Below are 22412 nucleotides of genomic sequence, written 5' to 3'. Positions count from 1 at the left end.
TTCCCAAACTCATCATCGCAAATTCACCTGAAGTATCAATCGTCGTAAAACATTGATACGCTGATAATTTACAATTGAATGCTGTTCTGCTATTTCTAAAGTACAACTGAATACTTTAAATTAATGATGATGAATTTAACTTTATACCACCTAAAACAATCACGTTCACAACGAACTCTATGGTTATTAGAAGAGTTAAATTTGTCTTATGATTTAAAAATTTATCAGCAACATATTCTAGAGAATGAAGATGATGAATTAAAACAGTTTAATCCCGCTGCTAAATTTCCAACGCTTGTTTTACATGATGATATCAATACAATACCAATTGTATTAACAGAAAGCTCAGCCATAGCAGAATATTGCAGCCATCTCACTCAATTGCTGGGTATTCAAAAATTAAGTCATCATGAAATAATTGATTATTACTTTTGGAAAAATTTTGCAGATTCAAGTTTCATGCCGAATCTAGCACTTAAGCAAATTTTTACGAAAATAGTCCTTCATACACCATTTCCAATACGCATTTTGACTCGCTCGATTAAGCGCGGTTTTGATCATGTTTTTTTAAACCAAAGCCTAGAACAGCAATTACAAATGATCGATTCACAATTACAAAACTATTTGTGGATTACAGGAGAACATTTCACAATTGCAGATATTTTATTATGGTTCCCATTAAAAGCTTGCATTGAACTCGATCGGAAATATCAACAACATCCTGAAATTCAACGTTATATTTCACAAATAGAAAGCAGACCAGCCTTTAAAACTGCATTAATCAAAGGACAATGGTCTGCTCAAACATTTCAAGAGTATTGGTCTGGTGCAAACTAAAACCAACATAATCAATTAAAACGCTGATTTATATAGTTCATCAAGCCGATTTACGGGAATTAACACGCCCTTGAATCACTGCTTTTACATTATTTTTTGCATAATTAAAGAATACTTTCAAAGGTGAAAGTTTAGGATTTGGCTTTTTGCCTTCACCAATCGCTCTAAATTGTGCCGCATACCATAAGATTTCCATAATCGCCATTTTATCAACAAATGGAATACCCGTTTTAATCTGCTCAACGGCATAGCGCACATCACGACCAGCAATCAAACTATTGGTCACATCGGTTTCTACCGCTAAAGGACGTGCAATGCCAATAAACTCACATGCACCACTATCTAAAGCTGCATTCATACCTTGAGCAGTACGGAAACCACCCGTTACCATTAAATGACACTTCACTTCTTTACGAATTTTCTCTGCAAAATCTAAGAAATATGCTTCACGTGCAATGCTGCTTTCTTTACGTTTATCGGCTTTAGCCCCTGCCATTGCTGGTGCTTCATAAGTACCACCTGAAACTTCAATCAGGTCAATACCTGCGGCATCAATGGCTTTAAAAACTTGGACAACTTCTTCTTCGCTAATACCACCGCGTTGGAAATCTGCCGAATTAAGTTTGACGGACACAATAAAGTTTTCAGAAGTTTTTGCACGAACGGCTTTATAACTTTCCAAAAGGAAACGCATACGATTTTCAATCGAACCGCCCCATTGATCTTGACGTTTGTTGGTCAATGGCGATAAAAATTGACTAATCAAATACCCATGTGCACCATGCAACTGTACACCTTCAAAACCTGCCTTTTCACAAATACGTGCAGATTCTGCAAAACGTTGGATAATATCTAAGATTTCATCTTCTTGTAGTGCACGTGGCGTACCAAAAGTTGTTGCCAACAATGGACTAAATGGAACAGCAGAAGCAGAAACAGTTTCTTTATTCAGACCTTTCGGGCATTGACGACCTGGATGTGACAATTGAACCAATTGCACCATGCCGTATTTTTTACCGACATTTGCCCATTCTTTTAATGTGTCTAAATCACGCTCTGTTTCAATCGCCACCACGCCAGGTTCATTCTTGGCAGCGATATTAACCATCACATTACCAGTGATTGCACAACCTAGACCACCCTTTGCCCAAGCTTCGTATAAGCCTAAAAGTACATGATTAGGTTGACCTGCATGATTTGCCAAAGCTTCGCTCATTGCGCCTTTGATAATGCGGTTTTTAAATGTTGTATTTTTAATTTGAATCGATTGTGCAAGATGGCTCATGGTCAAGTCTCTTATAAGCTAGAGTATTTACTCTAAATAAATTTTATCACAGGTCAAGCGTAAATCTGACAATTTAATTTGTCAAGTTTACAAGAATCTACACGCTAATATTGACTCGCCGCAATTAACTTTTTGGTGTAATCATTCTGAGGTTGATCAAACAAGGCTTTGGTGTCTTGAAACTCGATCAACTCGGCATCTTTCAATACCAAAATTTTCTGACAAAGTGCTTTGACGACTTGCAAGTCATGACTAATAAATAAATAACTGATTTGATAATCTGCTTGTAATTGTCGTAATAATTTGATGATCGCACGTTGTGTTGTACGGTCTAATGCTGACGTTGGCTCATCTAAAATGATTAATTTTGGCCGTAAAACCAATGCTCGAGCCAATGCTACTCGTTGTCGTTGTCCACCCGATAATTCATGCGGATAACGCTGTTTAAAATCGATGGGTAATTCTACTTTTAATAAAGCTTCATCAATTCGACTGCTAATTTCCGCTTTACTCAGTTTTTGTAAACCTAAGCCTTCGCCAATGATTTGCTCAATGGTCATACGTGCATTCAAGCTACTAAATGGATCCTGAAAAACCATTTGAAAATCTTTACGCAAAGGACGTAATTGCCTTTCTGTTAAACGATTTAAATTTTGATTCAGCAGTACAATATTCCCCGTACTTTCAATCAAACGTGCAATTGCCAAAGCCAAAGAGGTTTTCCCTGAACCACTTTCGCCCACAATTCCAATGGACTCAGCACGATTTAAGCTTAAATCTAACGGTTTAACCGCAACAAAATAATCTTTAACCCGATTCAACAAACCTTTCTTAATTGGAAACTTCACCCCAACACGATGTAGAGATAACACCAAACTACTTTGTTCTGGTAATGGATTCGCTTCGCCAAAATCATGGTCTAATAAATGTTTGGTATAATCCGCTTGAGGATTCTGAAAAATTTCTTTGACATCGCCTTTTTCAACGACCAAACCTCTATTCATCACAATCACTTGATCTGAATATTTACGTACTAAATTTAAATCATGACTAATCAGCACCATCGCCATTTTATGATTAAGAATAAGCAGTTGCAGTAAATTTAACACTTGAGCTTGTAAAGTAACATCCAACGCTGTTGTCGGTTCATCTGCAATAATAATTTCAGGTTCCAAAGCCAATGCAGCAGCAATCATCACGCGCTGACGTTGCCCACCCGACAACTCATGTGGATAACGATCTAACTTATCTTCAGGTTCAGAAATTCCGACATCACATAACAAATCATAAACACGCTTTCTAACTCTTTCCTTAGAAATCCCTTGTAAAAGCAAAGGTTCTCCAATGATTTTTTCTACCCGATGCAGTGGATTTAATGCAGTCATCGGCTCTTGGAAAATCATGGCAATTCTTTTTCCACGAATACTTCTAAGTGTTGGCTCATCCATGTGCAATAAATCTTGCTCATGATAAAGCGCTTGCCCTGTTGTTTTTAAATTGTCAGGCAATAAACCCAAAATAGCTAAACTGCTAATAGATTTACCTGAGCCACTTTCACCCACAATGGCAACCGTTTTACCCGCATGTAAATCAAAATTTAGATTTTCGACCAAATTTTGCTGATTATTCTTTATGGTTAAATGACGAACCGAAAGTAATAATTGTGGATCATTTTTGGCGTCTTGGATCGAATGCATCACGTGTCGCCTCCCCAATATAAATCAATAAAGATAAAACCAAAGCTAAGGTAAAGAATCCCGATAATGCTAACCAAGGTGCATTTAAATTATTTTTCCCTTGTAGCAATAATTCACCTAACGAAGCCGCATCTGGAGGTAAGCCATAACCTAAAAAATCGAGTGCGGTTAATGCCGTGATATTTGCCGTGAGCATAAACGGTAATTGAGACAAACTTGAACTCATTGCATTGGGTAAAATATGTCTAAACATAATGGTAGTATCACGTACACCCAATGAACGTGCTGCACGTACATAATCTAAATTACGTGCTCTTAAGAATTCCGCACGAACTAAACCCACCAATGCAGGCCAACCAAACAACAACATGATCAGAAATAACCAATAAACGCTTGGGGTAAACATGCTGACTAAAATCATCACCATAAATAAAGTCGGTAAGCCCCCCCAAACTTCTAAAATACGCTGACCAATTAAATCGACCCAACCACCATAGTAGCCCTGAATCGCGCCAACTATAATGCCTAAAAATGATGAAAAAAGCGTAAGTGCCAATCCAAACAGTAACGAAACACGCAAACCGTAAATAATACGTGCTAAAACATCACGTCCTTGGTCATCTGTACCCATCCAGTTTTGCATTGTAGGAGATGATGGAACTGGCACTGTTAAATCTAAATTCGGTGTTTGGAATGAATATCTCAATACAGGCCAAAGCGCCCAACCTTTATTTTCAATTAACTGTTGTACCGCAGGATCACGATAATCTGCTTCAGTTTCAAATACACCGCCAAAGGTTGTTTCAGGATAAGTCTTAAAAACAGGTGTGTAATAGCTATCGTTATATTTCACCAATAATGGCTTATCATTGGCAATAAATTCTGCGCCCAATGACAGAATAAAAATAATAATGAATAAAATAAAACAACAAAAACCGAGACGATTATTTTTGAATCTTTGAGTACGAGCCTGCATCATCGGTGACATTATTTCGCACCTCTCGAATCAAAGTTAATACGTGGGTCAATGATTTGATATAACACATCACTCACCAAGCGCAACACTAAACCCAACAGGGTAAATAAAAATAATGTGCCAAAAATCACGGGATAATCACGTTGTTGAATGGCTTCAAATCCAAGTAAACCTAAACCATCTAAGTTAAAAATAATTTCTATAAATAGATTACCGACAAAGAATATTCCGATCAATGCTTCGGGTAATCCTGCAATAACAATCAACATCGCATTGCGAAAAACATGCTTATATAAGACACGGTTTTCAGTCAAACCTTTGGCACGTGCCGCCAGTACATATTGCTTACTCAATTCTTCCATAAAGGAAAATTTGGTTAGATAGGTTAATCCTGCAAAACCACCTAAAACGATGGAAATTAAAGGCAAAGTCATGTGCCAAAAATAATCTTTTATTTTCCCAAAGACAGTCAAACTTTGAAAATCATCCGAAACTAAACCCTGTAAAGGAAACCATTGAAAATAAGATCCACCTGCAAAAAAAACAATCAATAACACGGCGAATACAAATGAAGGAACCGCATAACCTACGGCTAATAACAAAGAGGTTGATTTATCAAAGAGCATGCCATGTTGTTTGGCTTTTTTAATTCCCAATGGAATAGAGACCAAATAAATTAACAAGGTACTCCACAAACCCAATGAAATTGTAACTGGCATTTTTTCCCACAATAATTGAGTTACAGGTTTATCTTTAAAAAAACTGGTTCCAAAATCAAAGGACAAATAACCTTTAAGCATTAACCAAAAGCGTTCAGGTGCCGGCTTATCAAAACCATACTGCGCTTTGATTTTCTCAACCATTTCATCGCTCAGCCCTCGCGCACCTTGGTATTGACTTGCATTTGCAGATGCAGAGGCAACTTCTGTTCCGCCCGCTATACGCCCAGAACCCTGAAAGTTTTCTGCCTGTTGAATCGCTTGCTCAACAGGTCCACCCGGCGCTATCTGGATCACCACAAAGTTAATCAATAAAATGAAAAACAAGGTGGGAATGATTAGCAAAAGTCTTTTAAGTATATATGTGCCCATTGAAACAACGTTCCTTGTGACCTCAGGGTTAGGATCTATTTATATCGTTATATATTATAAAAAGAAATTATCTATTTTTTAAATAACGATCTACTTTTTGAGCTTGATCTGGATCAGACCACCAATAATCAAGCCCCAGTGATAATTTGGGTTTTATCGCAGGTTGCTTATACATATTCCAATAAGCATACCAACTTTTATCATTACCATAGGTCAAAATCTGATAATAACCAGCTCTTAACACACGATCCAAAGCTCGGGTGCGTATCACCAATTGTTCACGATTTGGCGCACGAATGACTTGTTGCACCAGTTGATCAACCACAGGGTTTTTAATACCTGAATAGTTATAATTACCGACTTCATCCGCAGCTTTACTGCTCCACATCTGGGCTTGTTCATTACCTGGTGTTAATGATTGCGGCATAACCTGCGTGGTCATATGATAATCTGAGCGACGCATTCTCTCAATATACTGAGGTACATCTACTTGACGAATATTCACGCTGATGCCCAATTTTTTTAAATTGCGTACATAAGGCATCAATGTTCTCTGTAAACCATCTTGATGAATTAAAAATTCAATTTGGATGGGTTTACCTTGTTTATCTAACAGTTGTGCATTTTTAAATGAATACCCTGCTTTTAATAAAATTGCACGTGAAGCCAATAAATTATTGCGGTTAAATCCACTCGCATCAGAGACAGGATATTTCCAATTCGACAGGGTTGCTTGGCGTTGCAAAGGATTTAATTGATTCAGATAAGGTTTTAAAATAGCCAATTCGTGAGCACGTGGCACACCCACTGCTGCTAATTCACTATTCTGAAAATGGCTTTGTAGACGAATATATTGTCCATAAAACAATGCTTTATTTAACCATTCAAAATCATAAGCATAGGTTAAAGCTTGACGAAAATAGATATCATTAAACGGTGCTTGACGTGTATTAAAAATAAAGCTTTGCGTAGGTGCAGGTGTTTCTACTTTTGAAATATATTTTTTTACCATACCTGCTTTGACTGCAGGAAAATCGTAGTCAGTCACCCAAACACGCGCTCTCTTTTCCTCATGCAAGGTATATTGACCAGACTTAAAACCTTCAAAGGCAATGTCTAAATTCCGATAATAAACATACTTCAATCGATCAAAATTATAACGTCCACGGTTTACAAGTAAATCTTTTCCCCAATAATTCGGATTACGCTTATAGCTAATGCTTCTACCTGCATCAATCCGATCTATTAAATAAGGACCTGAACCTAAAATGGGTTGCATGGTGACTTTGCTATAATCTTTATTTTTCCAGTCTGCTTTGGAATAAATCGAGATACTGGACAATATCAGCGGCATTTCTGAATTATTGTCCGATTTAAACGTCATTTTTACTTCATATTTAGATAAAACTTCTGTTTTCTCTAAATCAGACAAATACATTTGAAAACCTGGATTGGCTTTGGCTTGAATGATATCAAATGAAAATTTCACATCTTCTGCGGTAACAGGTGACCCATCACTAAAACGTGCTTTAGGATTTAAATGAAAAATAACAAATTTTGTTTTTTCAGGATCATACGTTACTTTTTCTGCCAAGAGTGGATACATCACACTCGGCTCATCCAGTGAGCTATCCATCAATGTATCAAACAGGTAATTCACCCCATCGGTTGAACTCCCCTTGCCATTCATACTATTCAGATTATCAAATGTACCATTACTGGCAGTCGCCACATAGCCACCTTTCGGTGCTTTAGGATTGGCATAAGGCAATGCCTGAGCATTTGCGTATTTTGGTGTGGTATGAACAGCAAGATACGAGGTGGTTTGCATGACCGCCTGAACATTCATACTTAAAATATTCAACCCCAATACCAGTGCAACCACACTGGTATTCGCAAAGCTCAGTTGCATTAACCCATATTCCTTATTTGAATCAACAATGAATTTTATAAATTTGGAACTTTAATCACTGTACCAATTTGCAGTTGCACATTGGATTTCATATCATTCATTTCAGCGAGTTCACTGGTACCTATACCATATTTACTGGCTAAACGAATCAATGAATCTCCGCTTTTCACTTTATATTCAGAAATTGTTTTAGGAATACGCAGGCTTTGACCTCGTTGCAAACCTGCACGTGGGTTCAAATCATTCAACTCTGCTAATTCTTGAACAGATAATCCGATACGACTCGCAATTGCATTTAAAGACTCGCCCGATTTCACTGAATAGCTTTCAGTATTTTTAGTCGAAACTTTAGCACTCGGTTTCGAAGATGTTTTTAAATCTTCTTTTTCTTTAGATAGCGTGGATTTACTGGGTAATTCCCCATCAATTTTGATGCGCTGTCCAACTTGCAATTCTTCATTGCGAGTAAACCCATTCAATTGATTTAAGAAAGATACCTGTAATTTATATTTACGCGCAATCGTCGCTAAACTCTCACCAGATTTTACGATATGCGTATCTTTACTCGATGGTTCTGATCTCTCAACACTTTTTAAGTTTGACTTCTCTTTTGCCGCTGGTTCTGCTGTACCAGACAATTTCAGTTTTTGGCCAACAAATAAACCTGCTTGAGTATTTAAACCGTTCAAATCTGCAATTTGACTCACTTGCAAATTATACTTATTGGCAACTGCGGTTAAGCTATCGCCAGATTGAACAGTATAACTATCGGGTGTTGTGCTTCCAGCAGGCACTTTGATGATTTGCCCCACCATTAACCCTTTAGAAGAGCTGATTTTATTCATCTCTGCCAAGTCGTTTAAAGTGATTTTAGATTGAGTTGCAATATTGGATAATGTGTCACCACTTTGAACTTTATAGTTCTCAGTTTTATAAGCACTTTCTGCATTCACATTCTTGAATTTAGTTTGATCGACAACTTTAGATTCAAGTTTAGTCTCTTGGTCACTCGCTTCATGTAATGGCACATTAATTTTTTGCCCGACATATAAACTACTTGCTATATCTAAGCCTGATGTTAAATCTGCCAATTCATGTACAGAAAGTGCATAACGATCAGCAATCACTTTTAAGTATTCACCACGTTTGACTAAATAAGTTTTAGTTTTGATCTTAGCAACTGGTTTAGAAGTATCAGCACGAACAACAGTTTTATTAATTTCAGATAATTTATCATCTGAACTGTCTTTTAATTTAAGCTTTTGCCCAACAAGTAAATTACTACTCGTATTCAAATTGTTATAGTTCGCCAATTGCGAAACAGATAGATCAAACTGATTTGCCACACTGGTCAAGCTATCGTTCGGTTTCACCACATAATTAAGAGGTGATGCATCTACCGATTTTTTTGCTGCTGTTGGCGCATCAATCTGTGGTTTAGCATCATATAAATATAATGTTGCACCTACAAATAAAGTACCACTTGGATCAACTTGGTTCCATTTGGCAATATCACGCCAATTGACGCCATTTTTCAATGCAATCGTGGCTAAGGTATCACCTGAGAGTACAGTATAAGTACTACGTTTGCCTTTTGGCGCTTCAACTACAATTTCACTATCGGTCTTTTTAAAACTCTTATCTTGATTCAATTTCGCTTCTTGTGAGTTTGCAGAAGTAGAATCAGCCAAACCTTTCGGATAAGCGAAGCCTACAGTGTTCTCTTTACCTTGCACAGCAGCTACAGATTGACTGGTTTGAATTGCAGTTAATCTAATCTTACCGTCATACGGGTCTAGAACTTCAGTCCCTTGTGGCGCAATCGCTTTGATTTCTTTAACCACTTCTTCTTTTTCAGCTTGAGTCGCCTGAGGCTCTAAAACCTGCTTAACCGTTGCCTTTTCGCCTTCCGCTTTTACCGCAGCTAATATTCTGGCTTTTTCTTGTGCAGAAATTGGAGGTTCAATCGCAATAGGTTTTACATTTGCGGCAGCCGTCACCGCTACAGGTATACGTGGCGCACTAGGTACATCTGCATTGGCTGCAAATCTTGCTAAAGCATCAGAACCTTGAGGGGTATTTTTCAAAACATTTAACGGGCTTACAGAATTTGAAGCTGCTTTAATTGTCGTATTATTGGTCGTTAACGCTGGTGGCGTCGTTTTTGCAGGACTGATGGTTTGTGTCACTGTCGCAGTTACTGGAGATGGTGACAATACTGTTGTTGCCGTTGTAGGGCCATTATTATTGCTTGCCCACAAACCGCTATCATAACTTGGCTTTAATGCTCTTAATTTAGCATCAATCGTTGGGCTTAAATCTGCTGGAATCAAAAAGCGTAATGGGCTACTGGCATCGATGGATTCACCACGATGCCCCGGATTTAACGCATAAAGTTCCGCACGGCTTAAATTGGTAATAGAAGCAATTTGATTCAATTGCACCCCTGCTGGAACAGAGATTTCTCTAAAATGTGGACGGTTCGCAATAGGCGGTAACGAAACACCATACTTAGATGGACTTTTAATAATTTGAGCAACAGCCAAGAAACGCGGAACATAGTTCATGGTTTCTTGCGGTAAACGTAAAGACCAATAATCTGTAGGTAAACCCGCAGCTTGGTTACGGTTAATCGCTTGTTGAATACGCCCCGGCCCAGCATTATATGCTGCAAGTGCCAATTCCCACGAACCAAATTGATTATATAAACTACCTAAAAACTCATAAGCTGCCCGTGTTGATTCTACGACATCACGACGACCATCATACAAACTGGTTTGTCGTAATCCATAAATACGACCTGTACTTGGAATAAATTGCCACATACCTGCCGCTGCAGCACTACTGGTCGCAGCAGGATCATAAGAACTTTCAATAATAGGTAATAAAGCTAATTCTGTAGGTAAACCACGACGTTCAGCTTCTTTAACGGTGTGATAAAGATAACGAGATGCTCGTGCACTTAAACGGTCTATATATGGTTGACGAGATACGAACCAACTACGTTGTGCATCGATACGAGGATCCCAATGATCCTCATTCATTTTAAAACCAACAGACATACGCTTCCAAACGTCTCCGTGTTTTAAAATGAGTAAGCGGTCGCCTTCTACTGCACGCATATCCGTTGCAGAGAGTAAATCTTCTAAGGAATCTAAACTATTTGCATCTAGCATGCCTGTAGATTTTGCAATTTGCACTTTTGAATTTGTTGGCGTTGTGGAACAGCCTGTCGTCAAACCCAACGCCGCTAATGCAGATGTTAATAATGATAGCTTAAAGAAAACAGATGCAGTAGGTTGCCACACCATCGTGGTAGGTTTAAACATAAAGGTTCCGAACAACATTTAGTAAATTATTTTATCCATGCCATTTTAGTAGAGCAAAGGACTCATACAAGGCAAAATTTGAATGCAAATTGCATACAATTGTTACAAGAAATTAAAAAAATCTCAGTTCATGCGTTGAAAACGCTGATTTGCGTATACAATAAATTCTTAAACCGCTATGTTCAACACTTTATTCACTTTCATTGGTTATTACTATGTCGCAAACAATCACTCTTTATGTCGATGGTGCATGTAAAGGCAATCCAGGCCCAGGTGGCTGGGGTGCTTATATCATCACAGAATCAGCAGAACATAAATTGTGTGGTGGCGAATTAGAAACAACCAATAATCGTATGGAACTGTCTGCGGCAATTGAAGGTATTTCATTTTGCCCAACCGATGCAAAATTGGTGATGTGGACAGATTCAATCTATGTCAAACGTGGTATTACCGAATGGATCACGGGTTGGAAAAAGAAAAACTGGAAAGATGTTAAAAATCCAGATCTTTGGCAAAAACTGGATAAAACGTGCCAAGGGCGTGAAATTGAATGGAATTGGATTAAAGGACATTCAGGACATGCAGGCAATGAAATGGCAGATCAACTGGCTAATTTAGGCACTGAAAAAACCATCGCTGCAAAAAAACCAACACCTGCAACTTTAGTGTCTTCAGACTTAATCTCCAACTCAACTCAACATCCAAACGAGCAAAACCATATGACCGATGATAAAAAAAAAATTGAAAAGGATTGGTTATTAGATGACCCTTTTGGTTTTGATTTAGTCGAGGATGATGATGCAGAAACGAATGATGTCGCATTTGACGAAGCTATTGCAAATAACGAAAGTGTGATGAATGAAGCTAAAATACAAAACTCGACAATTCAAACACCTATAAATCATCCATTTATTGTCACAACCCCTGCCACAATAGATATTCAGGGTCCGAGACAATTTATTCTAGATACAGAGACAACTGGTTTTTATTTTCAGGATACAGATCGAATTGTGGAGATTGGCGCGATTGAAATGATCAATCGTAAACTCACAGGTCGCTCAATCCATATTTATATTAATCCAGAAAAACCAGTTGGAGATTCTGAAGCAATTCATGGTATCACCGATGAATTTCTAAAAGATAAACCAAAATATTCAGAAATCGCACAAGTCTTATTCGACTATTTAAAAGACAGTGAAATCATTGCCCATAACGCAAACTTCGACATGAACTTCTTAAATATGGAGTTTAAACGTGCGGGCTTACCAGCACTGTCTGAAGTCTGCGAAGTGACTGATACTTTAGCCATGGCTAAAAGTAAGCACCCTGGGCAAAAGAACTCCTTAGATGCTTTAGTTCGTCGTTATGAAATTGTGCAACGTGACCGTACTTTCCACGGCGCATTGCTCGATGCTGAAATTTTAGCGGATGTTTATCTCACCATGACAGGTGGGCAAGTATCCTTTGACATGGATGCGCTTTCTGCACATACTGACGGTGCTGTGGGAAGTTCATTACGACAAAAAATTGAAATTGAAGTTCCAGTCATTCTACCTTCTGACGATGAATTAGAAGCGCATGAGAACTGGATCAAACAATTTCAGGAAAAACATGGGGAAGCCTGCATTTTTTCAAAATAAAAAATGAGTATAAAGGCTATTTTTGTCTGTAAAGATTACATTCTTCAGCTATATTAAACTTAGAAAAATTAGCCTCATTATGAGGCTAAAAAACAGAACATTTTGATACCCAGGATAGGTGCAGATCAATGTCTTACCAGACCTCAATACATTTTGATCCGACAGCATTACTTATTATTAAAAAAGAAGTCGATAATTCAATACTACAGGTAGAATCTGCTGTCAGTAGCTTAGTTGAAGATCAAACTTTACCTTTCGGTATAGATGATGCGTTAATTCAATTTGAACAGTGTGCGCATGTGCTCATGCTGATTGATATGCCGCAAGTCGCTCGAGTTGCAGAATTATCAGCCGTGCTCATGCGTAAAATTATGCAACATCCGCGTGAAATTAATACGCCAGAAGTGATTGCATTGAGCGAAGGCACAACCATGCTCAAACGTTATATTGAGTTTAGTTGCTTACGTGAAGTCAAAGTCCCACAATTTTTGCAAGATACTTTAAATCGTTTGGAACTGGTTTTAGGACTAGAACTCACCACCGAAGGTCAATCGATTGTTCCTCTTTTAGACTGCGTAACACCAGAGTTTAATCTACCGCAATCACCTGAACTAGAAAAATCGGCTTATGTGCATAAACTCTATAAATTATGCCTGCATAAACTGCTCAAACAGCAAGAAACTGATCTTGATTTACAAGGTATTAAATTAGTTGGCGCTTATTTAGCGAATTTCGCTAAAGCGCAACCGAGTGCACAATACTGGGCTTTGGTTTCAGTGGCGTTAAATCAGATTGAAAATATCATTCTGAATGATGCACGTCTGAGAACACTTGTAGGAATCGAAAGTAATATCTCTTCATTCTTTAAAGACCTACAAGGTTTCCAAGCATCACTTTTAGACTCTGCGGATGTTTTAAGTATTTGTATCAGCCAAGATGATGATATTTCACAACACATTCGAGACCAAATCAATGTGGGCGAAGATATTTTAACGGATACGCAATTACAAATTTTTAGCCGTCATTTATTTGGCCCAGACTTTGATACCATTCATACGGTTAGCCAATTAATCACCAATGAAATGACACAGATCCGTAATGATATTGAGTTCAATTATCAAAATATGACGGATGAAAAAACTCAAGAGCTAAAAACCAAACTGGTCGACCTTGCGCATGTGTTTAAAGTATTGAATTTGAATGAAGCTTATATCGAAATAAAACAACAAGCTGAACTTCTTTCACAAGAAAATATGCTGAAAGATGAAAATTATGCACAACAATTGATGAACAGCATTTTATCTGCAATGAACTCAATTGGTATTTTAGAGCGTAATTACACATCGAATCGTTTACAGTTAAAAGTCAATAATTTACAAATCTCGCTAGATCGTTTAGATGAAGCGCATGTTGCATTATTGGCAGAAACGAAGACAACTGTAGACCTGAGCTCACAGAACTTAGTTCAGTATATTCAAGACAGCCAAGCCACGTCTTTAGATCTTTTACCATCTCAATTACGTGAAATTGGTGGAGCATTGTTATTCTTAGCTGCTAAAGATGGACAAAAAGCATTGCTCCAAGCGGCTGACTTTGTCCAAACGGCGTTGAACAAAGAACAAGAGTTTAACGCTGATCAAATCAATAAACTACTTGATGTATTGGCAAGTGCAGATATGATGATTGAAAATCTGCAAAATAAACAACCTGTCTTACAAGCAATGTTTGATGTTGCATTGCGAAGTAGCCAAAATTTAAAATCGGTAGCCTAATGTCAGACCAAAATTCAGAATTGTCACTTGCTTATATTTTTCATCATCAACAACTTTTAGTCGATGAAAACCTTCAACTCCCGAAAGTTGAAAAATTAGCCAGTGACCTCTGTTTTAACTCGGGTGATCAAATTATTGCCCGAGATCATTTCATCGAAGATCATATTCCAGAAGGCTATCAACTCATTCCGATTCGTCAATTGATTTCCCAATGGACGAAAGCCGAGTTCGAACAAGCCAGTAGAGCTGCTCAGCTTTTAGAATGGCGCAGAAACCATAAATTCTGTTGCCATTGCGGTCATGAAACTGAAGTTCACCCGACTGAATATGCAATGGTTTGCCCTGCTTGTCGTTATCATCAATATCCTCGTGTACAACCTTGTATTATTACGATCATTACACGTGGTGATGATGAAATTCTTTTGGCTAAAAATGCTAAAAATATTAGTAATATGTATGGCTTAATTGCAGGTTTTGTCGAAGTTGGTGAAACGCTTGAAGAAGCGGTGAAAAGAGAAACCTTAGAAGAGGTTGGCTTACGTGTTAAAAATGTGCAGTATCTTTCCAGTCAGCCGTGGCCTTTTCCAAGCAACTTGATGTTAGCATTTAAAGCTGAATATGAATCTGGTGAAATCGTATTGCAGGAAGAAGAAATTAGCGATGCGGAATTTTTCAAATTCGATCAACTGCCTGAAACGCCATTTTCTGGCAGTATTGCACATGCCATGATAGAGCATGTCATTCACAACACCCCTATGCATCAGGACTAAAACCGATTAGCATTTCATTGTATTCATCATAAAAAATACCTAGCTGAGCTAGGTATTTTTAAATGTGCGATCTAATATTTCAATAATTTCTGAGCGTGTTTTAAAGAATCGACTGAATAAACTAGAGACACTTCCCATAATAGAAATGTGCCCCGTTTTAGGAATCACCCGAATTTCACAATGATTGCCCTGCTGTTCCAATTGTAGCTTAAAATCCAAAGAATTTTTATCTTTCACGATTTGATCATTTTCCGCCAAAAACAAATAATGTTTCACTGAATTATTTTTCACGAAATAATACGGCATGACTTGATCAAAAGGTACATCTTGCTCAAATGCATGCTCAGCCAGTGGATCGCCTTTATAATCAAAATGATAAGGACCAGCAATACCAATCAGTGCTTTAATATTTTGCTTAATGGTTAGGTCATAATGCTGCGGATGATAAAGCAAGGATGCAATATTAAATGCGCCTGCGGAATGTCCCATCAATGCTATATTTTCAGTAGAAATACCTAACTTAGCTTGTTGTTGCTCTAAGTAATTTAAAGCAACAGCCAAGTCTGTGACATAACTTGGAAATTTATGTTCTGGCGCTAAATGGTAATTCAGCACCGCAACATCATAACCAAAGCGACTAAATGCCTCACCCACAAACTTATATGCACTTTTATCACCATGACGCCATGCACCACCGTGCACAAAGAGAATCAAAGGCTTTTGCTGTTTACGATCTGAAATATATAAATCTAGACGTTGTCGAGCTTTTAAGCCGTATGCGAGGTTATGTCGAATGGAATAACCTCTTTTGGGGGTTAATCCATTAATCGTAATACTACCTAAATCATATAACCGAAAATCTTTATATTGGGATTTTAGAGTTTCAAGTTGTTTAACGAGTTTAACTTTTAAAGGTCGCAACCTATTGTTGAATAACATGATTGCTTGGCTCTATGGGGCATTAGGATCAATTGCAACTGGCGTTTGTACACTTGGTTGTACATTATTTAACACAGGTGCTGCGAAAGATGATGGCTGAACTGAGTTATTGCTTTGTTCGACATTATCAATCAAGGTCACAATTTTGGTCACATTACCAACTTTCTGTAAAACATCATTTAAATCTGCAACTTCCGCATTATTTAAACGACCTAAAACATATAAAACGCCGTCTTCGGTATGCACCAGAACTTTATTGTCTGAAACCACTGGCGCTTTCATGATTAAGCCGCGAGTATTTGCAGTAACCGTTGCGTCCTGCATAATCGTGCTATAACCAATTTGGCTACCTACAGTAATATAATTATGTACCGCTTTGACATCACTCATGGCACGTAAATTATCTTCTGCCAATTGTTTCAAATGTTCATCAGGCACTTGCCCAGTCATGAGCACATTACTATGAAAACTACTGATATTAATACGAGACTGTTTAAAACGTGCATCCAACTTATACAAATTTATTTTTGCAGTACGTTCAATAGACGAATCAATAAATACTTGCCCCAAAGATCTCACACCACTTTCTGTTCCCACAGGTGCCGAACCAGTACCACCTGAGATAAAACTTGCGCAACCAGACAAACTTGCTACACACATCATGGTTAAGACAATACGCTTGAACACTCAGCAAGACTCCTCTTGAATTCGGCATGTAAAACTTTTCACAGTTGAAAAGCCTACACGCTAAAATATTTCTATATTTTTTAAATAACGATGACTGAATTTCAATCACAGATTAATCAAGTCCGCATCTAAAGTAAATGCATTTTCAATCCATGACTGATCATAAGAGATTTGGGACAAATCTTGCTGTACGTTTTTTGCAATTTTATGATGTAAATCAAAACCAATAACATCGAAACGGCAAAAATAAGCTTCATATTGTGGATAATTTTGTAGATAAATCAATGCCGTTTTAATGAGTTTCTTTTGTTTAGTCAAATTAACCACTTCAAATGCACGCCCCATTTGAGTCGGTGTACGCGCTTTGACCTCAATAAATACTAGCTGATTTTCAAGACATGCAATAATATCAACCTCTCCAAACCGTGAATAATAATTTAAATTTAATATTTTATATTTATGAATAATCAAAAGCTTAACAGCTTCTTGCTCCGCCCATTGTCCAAGCGTATTCTTAGCCATAATCGTAAATAGTTTAAAGTGGAACTAAATTGGATTTTGAACGCTCAAAGCATTTGGGAATACGTTCAACACGATTCCCATCAATTTTAATTTTTCCTGTTCGACCATTAAAGGTGAAATTTTTAACTTTAGGGTTCAATACAAATTGCTCTGCGATATACCAAGCATCGCCACCAAAAGCATACAAACGCTGATACGGTAATGTGGTCGGTTTATCTTTATAGGCTTTCACTACATCATTCCACTCTGGAATATACAACGCAGGCACATCACAGAATTTCATACCTTTAGGCAGAGACTTCTTTTCATCAACAGCAATGGCTTGGGTATAAATATATTTCTTCTGCAAGCGTTTTAAACCAGACAACCAATGATTTGAACCCAACAACAAAACACCTTCTTGCTCACCAATTGCTGTTGGCATCACCTCTACAGGATCTACTTCACCCATATAGTTTGCAAATAAAGCATTTAAAAAATTGATCGAGTCAGCTTCTGTTCCTTTTTCACGCACCACGTATAATTTAGAAACTTTGTCGTGATGGATATAATCCAATAGTGCTAAAGCATCGTCATTTTTAGACAAACTATATTGCCAAACATTTTTATAGGTCGGATAAACTTCATTCAAAGCTAAAACGGGCACTTTGGGTTTTAGATGAATTAAAGCTTCTACATCTGGGCGAGCCAAAGGACCAATAATCATTTTGGTTTTTTTATTCACATCCTGCTTTAAAATCAATTTGAGTGCTTTTTGGTCTGAATTTACAAATTTTAGCGGAATATTATTATTCGCCGTTTGATATGCACTCATTATTCCTTGTTTGATACTTAAACCCGCTCGCGACATAGGGCCTGTTTCGGGTAAAATAACCAAAATCTCGGCTTGAATTTGGATTGCAAATCCAATCAATCCCAAGAACGCCATTCCTTTTATACTGTTCAATACTCTTTTATTCTTCATGGAGACCCTTATGAGTGCTCAATTATTTGTCGTAGCGACCCCAATTGGGCACTTAGATGATATGACTTTTCGTTCTATTGAAGTTTTAAAGTCTGTTTCTCTTATTGCGGCAGAGGACACACGCCAATCTGCTCAATTATTAAAGCACTATAATATATCAACTCCGCTCACAGCATGTCATGATCATAATGAAAGTAACAAAATTGATATACTTATAGAAAAACTAAAGAATGGTACGGACATCGCACTGGTGAGTGATGCAGGCACACCGCTAATTAGTGATCCAGGATTTAAATTGGTTCGTGCTGCACAAGAGCATGGAATCCGTGTAATACCCGTTCCTGGGGCATGTGCAGCGATTGCCGCATTAAGTGCTGTTGGTTTACCGAGTGATCGTTTTAGTTTTGAAGGTTTTTTATCATCTAAACAATCACAGCGTTTAATTCAGCTTGAAAAATTAAAGCACGAAACGCAAACCATGATTATTTATGAAGCACCGCATCGCATTCTAGACAGTGTCAAAGATATGAGCGATGTTTTTGGCACAGATCGTCCTGTGGGCTTTGCGCGTGAAATTACCAAAACGTTTGAAACCATTAAAAAAATGACTTTAGGTGAATTGGTCAGCTTTATTGAGAGTGATCGCAATCAACAAAAAGGTGAAATTGTTTTGGTGATTGGCGGGGCGCTAGAAGAGAAAGATTTAGATCAGGAAAAGCTGGATAAATTATTATTACGTTTACTTGAAGACTTATCGGTTAAAGCTGCTTCACAACTTGCTGCGGACTTAACAGGTATTAAAAAGAAAGTGGCGTATCAACGTGCTTTAGAATTGACGGATAAAATATAAAACGATCAATTCCAGTGAGTCTTGTATTCACCGACTTCTATTTACGCCCATCTTTAGATGAAGAATGAAAAAACCAAAAAAGCACCTTACGGTGCTTTTTTAATTAATCTTGTGCGCTTTCATCTGGCGGAACTTCAGTGATTTTACCACCACGTGCCAAAAATGCAGCCACTTCATCTTCAAGTGCTTCACGCTGTTTTTTCTTCGCAGTCACAGTTAACGTTTCTGCTTCTGCTAAATCTGAATCTGATACAGTTGAATCACTCGCAGCTGCGCCTTTTTCGGCAGCTTGGGCTTCATCATCATCTACAGCATTATCTTCTGTATTGTCATCATAGTCATTAGAATCTGTCATCTTAAACTCCCCATCAATGACGTCAAATTACCATTCGAAAACGGCGATGTTATATCGTGAAATGTAGCAAGCTCTTTTCATTTAGACTAGGGGGTGAAGCAAAAAAAATGTATTTTTTCTAATCAAATTGATAAAAAAATTCAACTGATTGATTAAAAAATATCAATTTACCATTACACGGCATATCTTGTCGCTTTCAAACTAGATAAACCATTGGCTTGAGCCATGAACTGATCTTTCAAAAATGGCTGCTTCTCGACCTGTTTTAAAGCAAAATTTCTTGCCCAAACCAATGGGAAAAGTTCAGTACTTTCTATAAAACCAATCGTAGACATACTATGCATCATGGCATCATTTTGTCCTTTGCGTTGATGTTCATAGCGTTTTAAAGTTTGTTCATGTGCCCACACGCCACGTTTTAAATCATGCAATAAAACATCACATAAAATGGCTGCATCTAAACAGCCAATGTTCACCCCTTGCCCTGCCAAAGGATGAATCACATGTGCAGCATCACCAATCAATGCCAAACCATTTTTCACATAACGCTGAGCAGCACGGGCTTTAAGCGGAAATTTTGCTCGTGATGTCGCTTCTAATACTTCACCGAGCATGTGATGGCTTTCATGCGTTAATAATTGGCAAAAATCAGCATCATCCAATTCGGCAAATTCATCGGCATAATCATCTGGCAATGTCCAAACGATAGAAATCCAATGCTCTGCCTGATCAGAATTTAAACTCGCCATTGGTAAAAATGCCAAAGGCCCTGTCGGATGGAAAATTTGACGAGCCATATATTGGTGCGGCTGTGCCGTTCTAATCGCACAGGTCAAACCTGCTTGTTTATAATCTAGAATATCAAAATCAATAAAAGCCTGATCTCGAACAAATGAGTTTGCACCATCGGCACCAATCACCAATTTTGTTTTCAACTCCGTACCATCTGCAAGTTTGATGATCCAACAATTAACACCTTGCTCCACACGAATGACTTTGACTTGAGTTCGGTAATCTCGCAATTGTTCTAACATTTTATGCTGAATAGCTAAATTCAATACACTTGGCTCAACCATCGAACCTAAAGATTGTTCAGCTGTTGGAAATTGTTCTGAAGCGTATCCAAAATTAATTTCGCCATAGCCATTTTTATTCCACACCTGCATACCTGTATACGGCATTTGACGTGCAATATTGTCCCAAACATCAACAGTTTTAAGTAAATGTATGGTCGCTTGACTGAGCGCTAGAACCCGTGGGTTAGCAACCGCCAAAGTCTTTTCTTCATCAAGAATTGGGGCAGCGTCTAAAACAGTCGCTTGCACACCACCCTGCGCCAATAGTAAAGCGGTTAGACCACCGACTAAGCCACCACCAATAATAACCACATCTAAAAGCGCTGATGAATAATTTACTGAATTGATTTGGGTCATGCTTTTAACCCCATTGCATAATTTGCAATTAAAGGTTTAATTCCAGGGATGACATCAAAGGCCACTAAACCAGTATTACGCAATAATTTTAAAACTGGGTTTTGATTACTAAAACCACGCACCACAGAATCACAGAACTTAATGACTCGCTTTTGATCCGCCAATCTAGATTGTTCATACGCCTTCAACATTTCAGGCTCACCAATATCATCAGACTTGGTTATTTGTTCTAAAATCGAACGCACCAATACATCTGCATCACGCATACACAAGTTAAACCCTTGCCCTGCAACTGGATGAATAGTATGCGCTGCATTTCCCATTAAAATCACACGACCCACGGCTTGTTTATCTGCAAGTACTTGCGACAATGGGAAACTAAAGCGTTTACCTGTTTTTTGGAATTTCCCTGCACGATCACCGTAGGTTTTTTGCAAAGCTTCTAGGAAATGTTGATCATTTTCATCCCCTAACCATTCGCCTTCTGTCCCCTTTTTCACGGGCCAAACTACAGAGCGACGACATTCCCCAGGTAATGGTAATAATGCGAGTGGCCCTAAATGGCTAAACCGCTCAAAGCCCACTTGTTTATGTGGTTTCGAAGTTTGAACTGTAGTGACAATTGCGACTTGATCATAATCATGTACATCAGCACCTACGCCTAAAGCTTGACGGCAAAATGAATCACGACCATCTGCTGCGATGACTAATTTGGCTTTGAGTGAATGGGTATATTCATCACCACGATTGGCTTCTACATAAACAAAATCAGCATCTTGATGAAGTGAACTGACTTGCACACCATCAATCAACTCAATTAAGGGTTGTTGGCGAACTTGTGTAAGTAAAACACGTCCTAACCATGCATTTTCAATTACTTGCCCAAAGCTTTCGACTTTTTCTTGGTCTGCAACTAAACATGCCTTACCAAAACTACCTTGCTCTGTAATATGAACTTCTAGGATGGGCGTTGCATGTTCTTGCAATGCTTTCCAAAGCCCTAATTTTTGATAAATTTGTACAGTACGGCGTGACAATGCGGTATTTCGAGCATCAAAACTAGAATGATAAGGTGCAGTATTGGCATCATCATAATCTGGATACTTCACAGCTTCTAATAGTTTTACTGCAATATTGGCTTTTGCCAACATCAGCGCCAAACTCAGCCCGACCATTCCACCGCCTACGATGATGACTTCTTGTTGCATGCTTTGATCCTTTCTATATGCGATTCAGCTAACTGAATACTTATAATCTTGATTGATTTCATATTACATGAAGGTCTATCATTTTTATATTGAAAAAACGTATTGTTGTCTGGATTTATACTGAAAAGATATTTCTATTTATCAA

Annotated in this window: 18 protein-coding genes; 5 read left to right on the top strand and 13 right to left on the bottom strand. The window is 38.0% G+C overall.

Annotation, left to right across the window (positions count from 1 at the left end):
• The first annotated feature begins 123 nt into the window (after window positions 1-123).
• Entirely contained in the window at window positions 124-837 is a 714-nt protein-coding gene (locus tag ACG94X_RS06420; RefSeq protein WP_419382915.1) for a glutathione S-transferase family protein, read from the top strand.
• Window positions 838-877: 40 nt separating this feature from the next.
• Here the strand turns inward: ACG94X_RS06420 and ACG94X_RS06415 are convergent, their stop codons facing one another.
• The 6 genes from ACG94X_RS06415 to ACG94X_RS06390 all read right to left on the bottom strand — a co-directional run bounded on the left by ACG94X_RS06415 (window position 878) and on the right by ACG94X_RS06390 (window position 11127).
• A complete protein-coding gene (locus tag ACG94X_RS06415) occupies window positions 878-2122 on the bottom strand; it encodes an NADH:flavin oxidoreductase/NADH oxidase family protein (RefSeq protein ID WP_419382914.1) in 1245 nt (414 codons plus the stop codon).
• A gap of 104 nt (window positions 2123-2226) precedes the next feature.
• Window positions 2227-3819, bottom strand: a complete 1593-nt coding sequence (locus tag ACG94X_RS06410; protein ID WP_419383028.1) for an ABC transporter ATP-binding protein — start codon at window positions 3817-3819, stop codon at window positions 2227-2229.
• Window positions 3791-4807, bottom strand: a complete 1017-nt coding sequence (locus ACG94X_RS06405) for an ABC transporter permease (RefSeq protein ID WP_419382913.1) — start codon at window positions 4805-4807, stop codon at window positions 3791-3793. Before ACG94X_RS06405 ends, ACG94X_RS06410 begins: the two co-directional genes overlap by 29 nt.
• The gene (locus ACG94X_RS06400; RefSeq protein ID WP_419382912.1) at window positions 4807-5886 is read right to left on the bottom strand and encodes a microcin C ABC transporter permease YejB; all 1080 of its coding nucleotides are present in this window, start codon (window positions 5884-5886) and stop codon (window positions 4807-4809) included. Before ACG94X_RS06400 ends, ACG94X_RS06405 begins: the two co-directional genes overlap by 1 nt.
• A gap of 67 nt (window positions 5887-5953) precedes the next feature.
• Window positions 5954-7798 carry an extracellular solute-binding protein gene (locus tag ACG94X_RS06395; RefSeq protein ID WP_419382911.1) on the bottom strand — a complete coding sequence of 615 codons (1845 nt, stop codon included), beginning with the start codon at window positions 7796-7798 and terminating at the stop codon, window positions 5954-5956.
• A 35-nt stretch (window positions 7799-7833) separates the two neighbouring features.
• Window positions 7834-11127: a LysM peptidoglycan-binding domain-containing protein gene (locus ACG94X_RS06390; protein ID WP_419382910.1), complete on the bottom strand. Its 3294-nt coding sequence runs from the start codon at window positions 11125-11127 to the stop codon at window positions 7834-7836.
• 215 nt (window positions 11128-11342) lie between these two features.
• Here ACG94X_RS06390 and dnaQ point away from each other — a divergent pair, with 215 nt between their 5' ends.
• The 3 genes from dnaQ (at window position 11343) to nudC (ending at window position 15309) form a co-directional block, all read left to right on the top strand.
• Window positions 11343-12767 carry a DNA polymerase III subunit epsilon gene (gene dnaQ, locus ACG94X_RS06385; RefSeq protein WP_419382909.1) on the top strand — a complete coding sequence of 475 codons (1425 nt, stop codon included), beginning with the start codon at window positions 11343-11345 and terminating at the stop codon, window positions 12765-12767.
• A gap of 128 nt (window positions 12768-12895) precedes the next feature.
• Window positions 12896-14539: a chemotaxis protein gene (locus ACG94X_RS06380; protein WP_419382908.1), complete on the top strand. Its 1644-nt coding sequence runs from the start codon at window positions 12896-12898 to the stop codon at window positions 14537-14539.
• Window positions 14539-15309, top strand: a complete 771-nt coding sequence (gene nudC, locus ACG94X_RS06375; protein ID WP_419382907.1) for an NAD(+) diphosphatase — start codon at window positions 14539-14541, stop codon at window positions 15307-15309. The genes ACG94X_RS06380 and nudC overlap by 1 nt, the downstream gene beginning before the upstream one ends.
• A gap of 48 nt (window positions 15310-15357) precedes the next feature.
• Here the strand turns inward: nudC and ACG94X_RS06370 are convergent, their stop codons facing one another.
• The 4 genes from ACG94X_RS06370 to ACG94X_RS06355 form a co-directional block, all read right to left on the bottom strand.
• Entirely contained in the window at window positions 15358-16248 is an 891-nt protein-coding gene (locus ACG94X_RS06370; RefSeq protein WP_419382906.1) for an alpha/beta hydrolase, read from the bottom strand.
• Window positions 16249-16260: 12 nt separating this feature from the next.
• Window positions 16261-16935, bottom strand: coding sequence for a BON domain-containing protein (locus ACG94X_RS06365; RefSeq protein WP_419382905.1), 675 nt, complete (start codon window positions 16933-16935; stop codon window positions 16261-16263).
• Window positions 16936-17040: 105 nt separating this feature from the next.
• A complete protein-coding gene (locus ACG94X_RS06360) occupies window positions 17041-17457 on the bottom strand; it encodes a YraN family protein (protein ID WP_419382904.1) in 417 nt (138 codons plus the stop codon).
• A gap of 13 nt (window positions 17458-17470) precedes the next feature.
• Window positions 17471-18421, bottom strand: coding sequence for a penicillin-binding protein activator (locus ACG94X_RS06355; protein WP_419382903.1), 951 nt, complete (start codon window positions 18419-18421; stop codon window positions 17471-17473).
• 10 nt (window positions 18422-18431) lie between these two features.
• On the opposite strand from ACG94X_RS06355, the gene rsmI reads away from it, so the two are divergent.
• Window positions 18432-19271 (top strand): 16S rRNA (cytidine(1402)-2'-O)-methyltransferase, encoded by an 840-nt coding sequence (gene rsmI / locus ACG94X_RS06350; RefSeq protein ID WP_419382902.1) that lies wholly within the window; start codon window positions 18432-18434, stop codon window positions 19269-19271.
• A 103-nt stretch (window positions 19272-19374) separates the two neighbouring features.
• On the opposite strand, the gene ACG94X_RS06345 is transcribed toward rsmI, so the two are convergent.
• From ACG94X_RS06345 to ubiH, 3 genes are all read right to left on the bottom strand, one after another.
• A complete protein-coding gene (locus ACG94X_RS06345) occupies window positions 19375-19626 on the bottom strand; it encodes a hypothetical protein (protein ID WP_419382901.1) in 252 nt (83 codons plus the stop codon).
• A 173-nt stretch (window positions 19627-19799) separates the two neighbouring features.
• The gene (locus ACG94X_RS06340; protein WP_419382900.1) at window positions 19800-21059 is read right to left on the bottom strand and encodes an FAD-dependent monooxygenase; all 1260 of its coding nucleotides are present in this window, start codon (window positions 21057-21059) and stop codon (window positions 19800-19802) included.
• Window positions 21056-22267, bottom strand: coding sequence for a 2-octaprenyl-6-methoxyphenyl hydroxylase (gene ubiH / locus ACG94X_RS06335; protein ID WP_419382899.1), 1212 nt, complete (start codon window positions 22265-22267; stop codon window positions 21056-21058). The genes ACG94X_RS06340 and ubiH overlap by 4 nt, the downstream gene beginning before the upstream one ends.
• Between the last annotated feature and the right edge of the window lie 145 nt (window positions 22268-22412).

This window comes from Acinetobacter psychrotolerans (genome assembly GCF_048552595.1).
Classification (GTDB): Bacteria; Pseudomonadota; Gammaproteobacteria; order Pseudomonadales; family Moraxellaceae; genus Acinetobacter.
Note: the sequence above shows the minus strand (reverse complement) of the source record. Positions and strands in the feature narration are given on the sequence as shown.